This is a genomic window from Desulfurella amilsii (assembly GCF_002119425.1).
GTDB classification, from domain to species: Bacteria; Campylobacterota_A; Desulfurellia; order Desulfurellales; family Desulfurellaceae; genus Desulfurella; species Desulfurella amilsii.
This window is the reverse complement of sequence record NZ_MDSU01000018.1, coordinates 533287-545591: the sequence shown is the minus strand read 5'-3', so window position 1 is coordinate 545591 and position 12305 is coordinate 533287. Positions and strand designations below refer to the sequence as shown.

11 protein-coding genes are annotated in these 12305 nt (G+C 34.2%); 3 read left to right on the top strand and 8 right to left on the bottom strand.

Translation table 11 applies throughout. The features are described 5' to 3' along the window. Positions 1-10: 10 nt before the first annotated feature. Genes DESAMIL20_RS06270 through DESAMIL20_RS06250 form a run of 5 tightly spaced genes read right to left on the bottom strand, consistent with a single transcriptional unit; the run spans position 11 to position 4306 of the window. Entirely contained in the window at positions 11-1222 is a 1212-nt protein-coding gene (locus DESAMIL20_RS06270; protein WP_086033958.1) for a hypothetical protein, read from the bottom strand. Between the two features lie 10 nt (positions 1223-1232). Continuing rightward, positions 1233-3224: a ferrous iron transport protein B gene (gene feoB, locus DESAMIL20_RS06265; protein ID WP_086033957.1), complete on the bottom strand. Its 1992-nt coding sequence runs from the start codon at positions 3222-3224 to the stop codon at positions 1233-1235. Continuing rightward, positions 3221-3442, bottom strand: a complete 222-nt coding sequence (locus DESAMIL20_RS06260) for a FeoA family protein (protein WP_086033956.1) — start codon at positions 3440-3442, stop codon at positions 3221-3223. Before DESAMIL20_RS06260 ends, feoB begins: the two co-directional genes overlap by 4 nt. A gap of 4 nt (positions 3443-3446) precedes the next feature. After that, entirely contained in the window at positions 3447-4091 is a 645-nt protein-coding gene (locus tag DESAMIL20_RS06255; RefSeq protein WP_086033955.1) for a metal-dependent transcriptional regulator, read from the bottom strand. Continuing rightward, positions 4088-4306, bottom strand: a complete 219-nt coding sequence (locus DESAMIL20_RS06250; protein ID WP_086033954.1) for a winged helix-turn-helix domain-containing protein — start codon at positions 4304-4306, stop codon at positions 4088-4090. The genes DESAMIL20_RS06255 and DESAMIL20_RS06250 overlap by 4 nt, the downstream gene beginning before the upstream one ends. Before the next feature lie 189 nt (positions 4307-4495). Between DESAMIL20_RS06250 and DESAMIL20_RS06245 the strand changes: the two genes are divergently transcribed. Genes DESAMIL20_RS06245 through DESAMIL20_RS06235 form a run of 3 tightly spaced genes read left to right on the top strand, consistent with a single transcriptional unit; the run spans position 4496 to position 6405 of the window. Further along, positions 4496-4888 (top strand): TOBE domain-containing protein, encoded by a 393-nt coding sequence (locus DESAMIL20_RS06245; protein WP_143340258.1) that lies wholly within the window; start codon positions 4496-4498, stop codon positions 4886-4888. Further along, positions 4881-5555 carry a molybdate ABC transporter permease subunit gene (gene modB / locus DESAMIL20_RS06240; protein ID WP_086033952.1) on the top strand — a complete coding sequence of 225 codons (675 nt, stop codon included), beginning with the start codon at positions 4881-4883 and terminating at the stop codon, positions 5553-5555. Before DESAMIL20_RS06245 ends, modB begins: the two co-directional genes overlap by 8 nt. Continuing rightward, a complete protein-coding gene (locus DESAMIL20_RS06235) occupies positions 5542-6405 on the top strand; it encodes a sulfate/molybdate ABC transporter ATP-binding protein (protein ID WP_086033951.1) in 864 nt (287 codons plus the stop codon). The genes modB and DESAMIL20_RS06235 overlap by 14 nt, the downstream gene beginning before the upstream one ends. Here the strand turns inward: DESAMIL20_RS06235 and DESAMIL20_RS06230 are convergent, their stop codons facing one another. Genes DESAMIL20_RS06230 through dnaE form a run of 3 tightly spaced genes read right to left on the bottom strand, consistent with a single transcriptional unit; the run spans position 6406 to position 12304 of the window. Then, entirely contained in the window at positions 6406-6930 is a 525-nt protein-coding gene (locus DESAMIL20_RS06230) for a cob(I)yrinic acid a,c-diamide adenosyltransferase (protein ID WP_086033950.1), read from the bottom strand. It lies immediately after the preceding gene. 2 nt (positions 6931-6932) lie between these two features. Then, positions 6933-8936, bottom strand: coding sequence for an LUD domain-containing protein (locus DESAMIL20_RS06225; RefSeq protein ID WP_086033949.1), 2004 nt, complete (start codon positions 8934-8936; stop codon positions 6933-6935). Then, entirely contained in the window at positions 8933-12304 is a 3372-nt protein-coding gene (gene dnaE / locus DESAMIL20_RS06220) for a DNA polymerase III subunit alpha (protein ID WP_086033948.1), read from the bottom strand. Before dnaE ends, DESAMIL20_RS06225 begins: the two co-directional genes overlap by 4 nt. Between the last annotated feature and the right edge of the window lies 1 nt (position 12305).

The following is a 12305-nucleotide window of genomic DNA, read 5'->3' as shown; positions in this document are numbered from 1 at the left end:
CCCCTCTTTTTTAAAAATCATATTGGGCACTTAAGAATAGCTGGTTGGCTGTTGCTTTTTGTAGCTCATGATTCTCGTGATGATAATAATAAGTTTTGAAATTATCGTATTCAAGCTTTAGCGTGGTAGATTTTGTTAAGTTGTATGAAAGGCCAACAAACTTACCATCTGCAGATTGAATATTTGCATTGCTTAATGCGTTCATAAAATTTACCTTATCAAAGCCACCGTACATACCCCAATTGTCGCTTAGTGCTATACTTGCTTCAATGTTGTATGCTCTAAGCCTTCTTGCCTGGCCACTGTCTGCATAGCCGCGCGGTACCTCTGTTTCCATACCCAATTTATTTACAGCCTCAATTAAACCAACATAGTGTGTTGAGCCTTTTCCATACAAAAACTCTGATTGCAAAGTAACCATTTTTATAGGAAGCTGTATTCCAATACCATAAATGTATGGCCAGTGTGAATCTTTGTTATTAAAATATACCTGTTGTGTTTCAAAAAAAGCATATGTTCTTGCTTTTTGTTGAAAAAATGGAAACTCTAAAGCCAATTTTGCACCCACGCCAGGCATTTTTACAGAAATATTTTTTTCTTCTTGCTCTTCATCTTTAAACATATACGGATAGATATTTTCTATAGCAATAGCAGGTGCTAAACTAACAGAGCCCAGATCAAAACTACCTTCAAGCCTTACCTGACTTACACCTTCTGGTCTTGTTTTATCAAATCCTGGCATGGCGTAGTAGTTGTCAGAAAATGTATTTAACTCACCAATCCCCATGTCATGGCCAATAAGCAAGTTTAGACTATCGGATAATTTATAAGCAAAGTAGGCTTTCAAAAGGATTAGCGTATTGTTTTCTCCTTCAAAATCGCCTTCAATGTTAGCTAAAATTTTATCACTTTCAATATCAAAGCCTAGTGTAGTAGTTCCAGTGTAAGAATTAAATGTTGTTAGGTTAGATTTTCTAATGGCTGTGTTTGCAGGATAGCCTTCTTGGTAGTTGCCATTCCCCCAAACAAAGTATTGCTTAATTGATCCATACAGCGATATTTTTGTATCATCGTAAGAAGTAACACTGCCTGCAAATGTTGCTATTGGAAAAAAACAAAAAAGCATTAAAGATAAAATTTTGACTATAAAACCGTTGCAGTTTTTAATATACACCACTATAGCCCCTTTGGTTGTTTTTGAGCCAAAAATCTTGCAATCCATCTTATCCTCCTTAAAATATTGATCCTATTTGGTAGATTAAAAACGCGCTGACCCAGCCTATAAACAAACTGTAAGCTACGCTAAATGCAGTCCATTTGAAAGAGCTGGTTTCTCTATAAATTACACCGATTGTGGCAAGGCATGGGATATACAACAAGCTCATTACCATAAAAGCATAGGCACTTAAAGGGTCCATCAAGTGTGGTAGTGTGCTTGATAGTTTATCTTCCCCGCCAAAAAGTGTGCCCATTGTGCCAACAACCGTTTCTTTTGCCAAAAGTCCAAAAAATAAAGCAACGGCCGCTTGCCAAAAACCAAACCCGACGGGTGATAAAATTGGTGCAAAGAATTTACCTAAAACGCCTACATATGATTTTTCACTTGCATACTCTACGCCAAATGGTAAGCTAGAGAGCAACCATACTAATATAACGCCAAAAAGTATGATTGTACCTGCTTTTTTCAAAAATTCCCTTGTTTTCTCCCATGAGTGCAGCGCTAGTGCTCTTACAGTGGGCAGTCTATAAATAGGAAGTTCCATTATTAAAAATGAAACCTTGCCTTTAAGCTTTGGGATTGTGCTTCTAAATAATTTTGCAGACGCTACTGCAACAATTATGCCCAAAGTATAAAGAGAAAATATAATTAGTGCGGGATTTTTATTGCTAAAGAAAATACTCGTTAAAAGCACATAAATGGGTAACCTAGCTGTGCAAGAAATAAAAGGGTTTATAAGAATTGTAAGCAGTCTGTCTTTTTCATCGGCAATTGTGCGAGTTGCCATAATTGCTGGGACATTGCACCCAAAACCCAATATTAGCGGTATAAAAGCTCTACCAGGAAGACCAATGCTATGCATGAGCTTATCCATTACAAATGCGGCCCTTGCCATATAGCCTACATCTTCCAAGAAAGATAAAAACAAAAACAAAATTAGTATATTTGGCAAAAAAACAATTACCGTGCCAACACCTCCAATTAACCCATCTTTAACAAATGATTGTAAAACCGGATTATGAATGTATTGCGCTGAAGCCTCGCCAAACCACCCGAAGGATTGCTCAATGTAACCGGCAAAAAAACCTCCGAGCTTAAATGTTGCTTCAAAGACTATTAACATTGCAATGGCAAAAATAGGTATGCCTAAATACCTATTTGTTACAATTTTATCTATTTTATCCGATAGGGTTAGCCTGTCTTCAATGCTTACTAAATGCTTTGTCGTGTTTTTGACAGTCCCTTCTATAAGAGCGTATCTTTTTTCTATTATTTCTGTTTGCAAATCAGGGTATATTTTTTCTAAGTTATTTATCTCTAGTAGTGCATTTTCAACAATATTATCTTTTTGCAATTTCTTTAGTTCTTCTGTAATAGCCGCATCCTGTTCTAAAAGTTTTACTGCTAAAAAACGTTTATTTTGTGGCAAATCTATGTCCTCTAGTAAATTTTTAATCTTTTCAATTGAGCGTTCAATATCGCTACCGTAATCAACAAATAGTTCTTCTTCAGCGTGATGTAGTTCGTCAAATATTGCTTCTTTGAGCTTATCTATGCCGATTTTTTTTGTAGCAGATGTTTTAACAATGCGTGTTTTAAGGCTTTGAGATAATTTTGCATCATCTATTTCAAGTTTGTTTTTTACAAGATCTATCATATTGAGTGCAAGCAGGGTTTTAGCACCGAGTTCTTTTAATAATACAAATAGGTATAAATTTCTTACTAAATTTGTAGAATCTGCAATGCAAACAACTAAATCTGGTTTTTGCTTAACTATGTAGTCTCTTGCTATGCGCTCATCAATTGAGTCTGCACTTAAGCTGTAAATGCCAGGTAAATCTACCACATTAATTTCTGTGTCAAGATAAGTGAATTTGCCTACTTTTTTTTCAACTGTAACACCAGGCCAATTGCCCACATGTGCGCTTGCGCCTGTTAATTCATTAAATATTGCAGATTTTCCAACATTGGGGTTTCCAATCAGCGCAATATTAAAACTTTTCATACAGCCTCCCTGACTATTATTTTAGAAGCTAATCCTTTGCCTAGTGCATACTTTGAGCCGTTAATTGATACAATAATGGGCCCTTTTGCATTATAAATTACTTTAAGTTTTGTACCTGGCACTAAACCCATTTCTAAAAACTTTGTGTTCGAACCATGCCCACCCTCTATTCTTACAACTTTGTACTCAATATTTTCGTTAGCTAAAATAAGTGGCATAGCTTCACCTCTCAACAATTATTTTTTCCGCTTCGTCTTTTCTTAGCGTTAAATGGTAACCTAACAAAGTTACTTCTATAGGATCGCCAAGAGGTGCTACTCTTTCTACTTTAATTATTGTACCAGGCGTTGTGCCCATAGAAAGTAGCTTGCCTTTTATGGATGAGTTTTCTATTTTGACTATTTTAGCTGTCTCACCAACATTTATTTCACTTAACCTCATATACGCTTCCTTTTTTGAAAATTTTTCAAACTGCTCTTTTATATGCAGGTTTGCTGCAAAAAAGCTTGTTAGTTTAATAAGACTATTATAGGTTTCTTTTGATAAATCATGCTCTAGTTTGTGTGCATCGACAATTGCGGTATCCTCTTGAATGCCCAGTGTAAAAGTCAAAAATTTCAGTATGTTTTTTTTGCGCTCAAGCAGATTTTTTGCAAGCTCTATACCATAATCTGTAAGTGTGATATATCCGTACTTTTGGTGATTTATGATGTTTTTTTCGGCGAGTGTTTTTATTGCACTTACAACAGTAGGCAAGCTAACGCTACGTGATCTTGCAATATCCTTAATGCGTGCAACTGTATGCATTGTGGTTTGCTCTAAAATATCAAGCAAATAATCCTCTTGGGTTTCACTTAAATAAGTCATTTTGCCTCCTTTTTTTCACAAAAAATTTTTGCACTGCACATTGAACAGCTGTTTTGACTTGCTTTGGATAAATCTATAAAGTAGATTTTATTTTCCTTTGCAAGTTTAAATATAACTTGTAGCAAAATTTCCCGCCTAAGGTTTGTTTTTTTCAACAGATTGTCGAATGTAAGACTTTTTTGCTTTCGTAAAAGATGCAGTATGTATTCTTTCATGAGACCTCCAAAATAGAACCTACGAATAATATTAGATAAATCTAACAATTTGTCAAGTAAAAAATTTTTTAAAATAGGCTAACGAAATTTAAATAAACTCGTTTAGTAAGTAATCACAGTATTAAAAAAGAATTAGTTAGGCTTAGACTGCTTGACTTATAGCGATATATATTGTATAATATACCCAATATGATGATTAATGAACTTGAGGGTATATTACAAGATATTAGGTATGCAAATGGTGTGTATTTTTTTGAGATTAATGTAGATGGTGATATATTTTTTGCACTTCAGTTGCACAATGGATACAAGACAGGAAGTAATGTTAAGTTACGGTTTCGTGAAGGAGATATAAGCATAGCAAAAGAAATATGCCCAGAGATTAGTATTTCCAACATTCATAAAGCAATTGTAAAAAACATAGAAAATGACAGTTTGCTTGCTAGGTTTGAGCTTTCCTATAAGGAAAAATCGCTTTATAGCCTGATAACGCAAAGGTCTCTAAGAAAATTAAATATTAAAATTAATGATGGGGTTTATTTTTTAGTAAAAGCGCTTTCTGTTGAGGTTTTTTGTGGGTGATTTTTTGCTGCCTCTGTATTTAACATTTAAGTTGGCAACTATTGCCACAATCGTGTTGTTTCTTATCGGCATTTTTGTAGCATATTTTTTGGCATATACAAATTCGCCTTTGCGGTTTTTATACGAAGCTTTGGTAAATATACCATTATTTTTACCTCCGATTGTGTTGGGTTTTTACATGCTAGTACTCTTTAGCCCCGCTTCTTTTTTGGGAAAATTGCTTGAGTATTTTGGTATTAAAATAGTTTTTAGTTTTTCTGGCCTTGTTGTTGGAAGTATTCTTTATAGTTTTCCTTTTATGGTAAACCCTTTAGTTTCTGGTTTTAGGGCTTTGCCAAAATCGCTTAAAGAAGCAGCATACACTTTGGGCAAAACAAAGCTTGAAACATTTTTTAAAGTATTATTGCCAAATATAAAGCCTTCTATTTTGAGTGCAGTTGTTTTAACATTTGTGCATACAATTGGCGAATTTGGTGTTGTTTTAATGATTGGTGGTAATATTCCAGGTGTTACTAAGGTTGCTTCAATTGCAATTTTTGATGCTTCAATGGCACTTAATTATAAATTGGCAAATTTTTACTCATTTCTGTTGTCTTTAGTGTCTTTGAGTTTTTTGATGTTTGTGTTTTTTTTGAATAAAAAGTTTGTATCAAATGATAGAAATTAAATTAAAAAAGAAACTTTTTACATTTGAGTTGAATGTGGATTTAACCATAAAAAGTAATAATTTTATATCGATTTTTGGGCCATCAGGTGCAGGCAAAACTACAATATTGCGTCTTATAGCTGGGCTTGACAAGCCAGATTGGGGCTACATTTGCGTTGATAATGAGGTGTGGTTTTCAAGCAAGGACAACATAAGTTTGCCTGTCAGGTTGAGAAAAATTGGTTTTGTTTTTCAAGACTATGCTTTGTTCGAAAATATGAGTGTAGGAAAAAATATCGAGTTTGCGCTAGAATCAAAAAAAGACTTAAATGTCGTAGACGAATTACTTGAACTTGTGCATTTGAAAGAGTATAAAAACCAAAAAATCAGTCTTCTATCCGGTGGTCAAAAACAAAGGCTTGCACTTATTAGGGCTTTTGCAAGAAAACCAAAATTGTTACTTTTGGATGAGCCTATGTCTGCTTTGGATTTGCCATTGAGGGTAAACTTGCAGGATGAGTTGCTGCTTTTACAAAAAAAATTCAATATTACTTCAATAATGGTAAGCCATGATATTTCTGAAGTTGCAAAACTAAGCGATCATGTTTTTTTCATAAATAACGGAAAAATTACAAAACACGGCGATCCTCAAACAATTTTTGATATTGATGCAAACAATGTGAATATTTTTGGGACAGTGATTGATAAAAAACCTGGAGACCTTTTTGGTATGCTAAAAGTGTTAATTGGAAACAGCATAGTTCATATGCCAGCAAACACAGAACAATTTTTAAACCTCTCTATTGGAGATAAAATACTGATAACAACCAAAGCGTTTAATTTTTCATTAAAAAAGGTCCTGCTTGACTAATTACTTTTCTATGCCATCTCTGGCTATTACACCTTGTGAGTAGTAGTGTTTTATTTCTTTCATTTCTGTAACTAAATCGGCTGCATCAATGATTTTTTGAGTGGCGTATCTGCCAGTTATTACAAGTTCTGTATTTTGAGGTTTTTTCTTGATGAGCTCTAAGAGATCATCGTCGCTGAAAAGGTCAAAAAATACAGCAATATTTGCTTCATCTAAAATAACAACATCGTAAGCTGTGCTGCTATTCTTAAAAATATCCATGACAAAATTATAACCGTCTTTCCCAGCTTGTATATCTTCCAAAGAGGGTTTGGAATGAATAAATTCTGGTCTGCCGAACTGCTTTATAGTGAGATTTTCAAACCTCGAAAGCGCAATGTGTTCACTGTATGGTAAACCTTTAACAAATTGCACAAACAATACTCTCAAACCAGCCCCCAGGGCTCTTATGGCTAAACCAATAGCAGCGGTTGTTTTGCCTTTGCCATTTCCCGTGTATACCTGCACATAGCCTTTTTCTTTCATGTTTATCCTCCTAAAATTGCATTTAAGTAAGAGACAAAATGCATTACTTTTATATTAATACCTTTGTTTTTTAAATAGCCATCAATTTGCATAATGCAGCCCGGGCACGCTGTAATAAGAATTTCTGAGTGTGTATTTATTATATTTTGTGCTTTTCTTTCTACGAGTTTTTTTGATATACCCTTGTGCATGATAGAGTAGCTCCCAGCAAAGCCGCAACATTTATCACTTTCATTTAGCTCTACAAATTGAGGCTCAATTTCTCTTAAAAAAACTTCAAGCTCTAGAGAGGTTTTTAAACCTCTTAGTAAGTGGCATGGGTGGTGGTATGTGATTTTTTTACCCATTGGCTTTATTTGAGTTTTATTGATTTTTTTTAAAAAATAAGAGCTAGCATCTTGCAAGTTTGCTTCAAGATCAATACCTGCAATTTCAAAGTAATCTCTATCGATCATGTGTTGGCAGTGAGGATCTAAAAAAATCACTTCATCGAAGTTTTCTATTGTATTTGAAACTTTTTTTGCACTATTTATGGCTTCAGATTGCTTTCCATTATAGTAGCAAGCAGCGCCACAGCAGGCAGGCTGTTTTATCACAGAAACATTTATGTTGAGTTTTTTCCCTATATTTAAACAATCTTTGCCTAAATCCTCATAAAAAATATTAACAGAGCACCCTGCAAACAAGCCCACACTTGATTTGTGGGTTTTTGTTAGGTCGAATGATCTTTTGTTAGGTTTTGGCAAAGCCCTAAAATCAAACCCAAAATACTCATCAGGTGCTTTAAAGCCAAATTTCGTTTGGTTTTTAAAAAACTTTGACAAGATTCTAATGGAAAGACGCAAAATAGAATAGTTTGAGAGACTGTCTAAAATTTTATCTTTAATTATATTATTTATTGGGTACAGAGATTTAATTTTCAAAATTAAAGACTGTATGGGTATTTTGCTTGAGCAGATTGAATCACAAGCCATACAACCAAGACAAAAATTTGCAAACTCTCCAATGTCTTTGTATCCAGTTAGATAAGATAATAAAACGCCAATAGGGCCTGCATATGCATCCCCTCTGAAGGCAAGGCCGCTTACGCTAGTATATACACAGCAGGCATTCTGACAGGCACCGCATCTTATGCATTGCAAAATTGGTGAAAACTCAGCATTTTTTGACAATGTAGATCTGCCATTATCAAGCAAAATCACATGAAATTCGCCAAAAGGTTTTTCAAAACAGTCTACATATGATGTTGATAGCTGAGCAGTAGCGGCTTTTGGTAGAAAATCAACAATGTTTAACGCTTCTTGTGTATTGCTTACGATTTTATCTATACCTACAATACAAATATTAACATCATTAAGCAAAACCTTTTCTACATTGCCCTCATTGCTTATAATAAAAAATACACCGTCTTTCGATACGACATTTGATCCAAAAATACCTATGCGCGTATAATCAAAGTATTCTCTAATTTTGTTTTTAGAAAACTGCACAAGCTCGTCTAAATCGCTTGAGAGATTCTCTGAGAACTTTTCATTGAGCAAATTGCAAATCTTTTCTTTCGACATATGAATTGCAGGGGCTGTCATGTGGGAGCTTGGTTGGTTTGCAATTTGCACAAGCCACTCACCAAGGTCTGTTTCGTATGCTTCTATGCCATTTTGTTTTAAAAATTCATTTAGGTGGATTTCTTCTGTTGTGAGTGATTTTGATTTGACAACGTATTTGGCGTCGTGATTTTGTAATATTTTAAGCATAGCATCTTGAGCTTGGTGTGCATTTTCAGCAAAAATTACATTTATATTTTTTTTCTTTAGATTTTTTATGAGGCTTTGTGTATTTGATTCTAAAGCATTTATATTTTTTTTCTTTATTTTTTGTGTGAGATTTTTATACAACTCATAGTCAAAAATTTTTTCTAAGTGCTTTCTTTTTTCAAAATAATTTGTTTCGAGCCTAAATAAAGCATCTTGTAAAAATTTATCATTTATAAAATCTTCTTCTTTCATGAAGCTAACTCTAATTTTACCTCAACATCGTATTTTTTAAGGTTATCCAATAAATCAAAATCGCATTTTAGGCTAATCTTTGTGCTAAATAGAGTCTGCTTAAATTGCGGTTTTTTTGAACAAATAAATAGCTCTACATTCCCTGTGTACTTATCAAGAAGCTGTTTTATGTCTTTTAATAGAGATTCTGTGGCTGTACTAGAATCAAGCTCAATGGTTATTTTTGAGATTTGTTTTATTAACTGTTCAATGGGGATAATTTTTTTAGCTGTTATTGAAGTTTTTTCTTCATTTTTTTCCAACTTTCCAACTATTAAAATAGGTTCTATGCTTTTTAATTGTTTTAGCTCTGCGTACATACTTGGGAAAACCACGATCTCAACGCTACCATGCAAATCATTAAAGTTAACAAAAGCCATTGTTTGCTTGTTTTTTGTATTGATTTCTTTTAAGCTTGAAATAACACCTATAAGTTTAATTTCCGCTTCATCATTTAAATTTTCTAACTGCGAAGTGTAATTTGTATCGAGCGATTTTATAATGTTTTCGTACTTTTTAAGTGGATTGTAAGTTATAAATACACCTAATAACTCTTTTTCATATTTTGTTATTTCTTCTTGTGTAGTTGTGGCTTGGGGTTGTAAAATTAAAGCATTATCCATCCCAAACAAGTCAAGTGATGCTTTTTTTGGATTTTCGACTTGAAACAGTAATTGATTTCTATTTTTATCAAAAAAATCAAAGCAGCCACTTTTTATTAAACTTTCCACAACTTTCTTATTTACCTTTCTTTGATTCACACGACTTAGAAAATCAGATAAGTCTTTGAAAGGACCTTTTTCCCTTTCTTCAATAATACTTTCAATTGCAGCTTCACCCACATTTTTTATTGCCGACAAACCAAATCTTATTGCTTTTTTATCCAAATCTTTTTTGGAAACCACAGTAAAGTTTGTATAGCTTTCGTTAATATCAGGAGGTAGAATTGGTATATTCAACCTATTGCACTCATCAATATAAATAGCTACTTTGTCTGTATTATTTGCCTCGCTTGTAAGGAGAGCACACATAAAGTAGGCTTGGTAGTGCGTTTTGAGATAAGCTGTTTGATATGCAATGTAGGCATAAGCAGCAGAGTGTGATTTGTTAAAGCCGTAGCCTGCAAAGTATTCCATTAAATCAAAAATGCTTTCGGCTTTTTTCTCATCTATGCCATTTTTTACGCAACGCTGAACAAATACGCTTCTTTGCTGTGCCATTTTTTCTTTATCTTTTTTACCCATACTTTTGCGTAAAATATCAGCTTCTGCCAAGCTGTAGCCAGCTAAAACATTTGCAATTTGCATAACTTGTTCTTGGTACAATATAATCCCGTAGGTTTCTTTTAAGATAGGCTCTAATTGTGGCAGGGGGTATTCTACTTTTGAGACACCGTGCTTTCTTTCAATAAAATCTTTTACCATACCGCTGCCAAGTGGTCCAGGTCTATAGAGTGCAACCAACGCAATCAAATCTTCAAAAACGGTTGGCTTAAGATCGCTTATAAGCTTTTGCATCCCAGAACTTTCAAGCTGAAACACTCCAAACGTGGCACCACTTTGAAGCAGCTTAAAAACTTCTTTATCATCCGTTGGTATATTTAGCAGATCAAAATTTTCGTCTTCGTATTTTTTTATTAGCTTAACGGCAAAATCTATCACGGTTAGGTTTCTTAGACCCAAAAAGTCAAATTTTATTAACCCTACATCCTCTAAATGTTCTTTTGAAAATTGTGCAATAATGGCTTCTTCACCTGCTGGCTTATACAAAGGGCACCTATTATAGATGGGCTCTTGAGAAATAACCACGCCCGCTGCATGTTTTGATGCATGGCGCTTCAAACCTTCAAGAGTTTTTGATAGTCTAAATAATTCTTCTATATTTTTATCTTCTTGAATCATTTTTTTTAGCTGGCCGACCTGGTTAATAGCTTCATCAAGCGTTGCATTTGTTGGTATAAGCTTAGCTATCTTGTCAGCATGTGCGTAGCTAAATCCCATGACCCTTGCTACATCTCTAATGACAGCTTTTGAAAGCATTGTACCAAATGTTGCAACCTGAGCTACATTGTATTGGCCATATTTGTTTTGAACATAGTTTATAACTTCATCCCTTCGTTCAACACAAAAATCCACATCAACATCAGGCATCGATATACGTTCTGGGTTTAGAAATCTCTCAAACAGTAAACCATATTTTAATGGATCAATATCTGTAATACCAAGACTGTAAGACACAAGGCTCCCAGCAGCTGAACCTCTCCCTGGGCCTACGGGAATAGAGTGGCTTTTGGCATAATTAATAAAATCCCACACAATTAGAAAGTATCCGCTAAAATTCATTTGTTTGATTACATTTAGCTCATACTCAAGGCGGTTATAATAGATATTTCTTTGATTTTCTAGACCAAAATTTTTTATGCGTTTTCCAAGTCCTTCTTTGGCCAATTTCTCGAGCATTTCGCTGTCTGTTCCCATGTTTTGCGAAAAAATAGGGTAAATTAGCTTACCAAGCTCAAGTTCTATTGAACAATTTTTTGCTATTAAAAAAGTATTATCTACCGTTTCTTTTAAATCGTGAAATTTATCGTACATTTCTTGCTGTGTTTTAAAATAAAACTCTTCCGTTTTCATCCTCATTCTGTCGGCTTCCTCTATAAGTCTGTTTGTTTGAACGCAAAGTAGGGCATCTTGTGCTTTTGCGTCTTGTTTGTTTAGGTAATGACAATCGTTTGTAGCTGCAAGGGGTGCGTTTGTTTGGCTTGCAAGTTTAAGCAAAAGTGGCTCTATCTGCTTTTGTTCTTCTAAATCATGTCTCATAAGCTCAATAAAAAAATTGTCTTTTCCGAAAATCTCTTGATATTCCAGACAGGCTTTCTTTGCTAAATCATAATTGTTGTTTAATAGGTAGTAATTGATTTCGCCGTGCAAACAGGCACTGCCTGCTATAATACCTTGACCGTATTGCTTAAGCAGTTGTTTATCTATTCTAGGTTTATAGTAAAAACCTTCAGTGTATGAAAAAGTTGATAATTTAAGCAGATTTTGGTAGCCTGTGTTATTTTTTGCAAGAAGAGTTAAATGAAAATTACCTTTATTTGTTTTATCAAACCTATCTTGCACAATGTATGCTTCAAAACCAATTATGGGTTTAACCCCAGCCTTAGTGCATGTTTTATAAAAATCAAGTGCACCAAACATGTTGCCATGATCTGTTAGCGCAATGTATTCTTGTCCATCACCTTTAGCCTTTTCTACCATTGCGTTTATTTTTGTAGCGCCATCCAATAGGCTATACTCTGAGTGATTATGTAAATGCACAAATGCCATC

Coding starts and splice junctions, on each gene's coding strand:
- DESAMIL20_RS06270 (WP_086033958.1), bottom strand. CDS start 1,222: ATGGATTGCAAGATTTTTGGCTCAAAAACAACCAAAGGGGCTATAGTG.
- feoB (WP_086033957.1), bottom strand. CDS start 3,224: ATGAAAAGTTTTAATATTGCGCTGATTGGAAACCCCAATGTTGGAAAA.
- DESAMIL20_RS06260 (WP_086033956.1), bottom strand. CDS start 3,442: ATGCCACTTATTTTAGCTAACGAAAATATTGAGTACAAAGTTGTAAGA.
- DESAMIL20_RS06255 (WP_086033955.1), bottom strand. CDS start 4,091: ATGACTTATTTAAGTGAAACCCAAGAGGATTATTTGCTTGATATTTTA.
- DESAMIL20_RS06250 (WP_086033954.1), bottom strand. CDS start 4,306: ATGAAAGAATACATACTGCATCTTTTACGAAAGCAAAAAAGTCTTACA.
- DESAMIL20_RS06245 (WP_143340258.1), top strand. CDS start 4,496: ATGATGATTAATGAACTTGAGGGTATATTACAAGATATTAGGTATGCA.
- DESAMIL20_RS06235 (WP_086033951.1), top strand. CDS start 5,542: ATGATAGAAATTAAATTAAAAAAGAAACTTTTTACATTTGAGTTGAAT.
- DESAMIL20_RS06230 (WP_086033950.1), bottom strand. CDS start 6,930: ATGAAAGAAAAAGGCTATGTGCAGGTATACACGGGAAATGGCAAAGGC.
- DESAMIL20_RS06225 (WP_086033949.1), bottom strand. CDS start 8,936: ATGAAAGAAGAAGATTTTATAAATGATAAATTTTTACAAGATGCTTTA.
- dnaE (WP_086033948.1), bottom strand. CDS start 12,304: ATGGCATTTGTGCATTTACATAATCACTCAGAGTATAGCCTATTGGAT.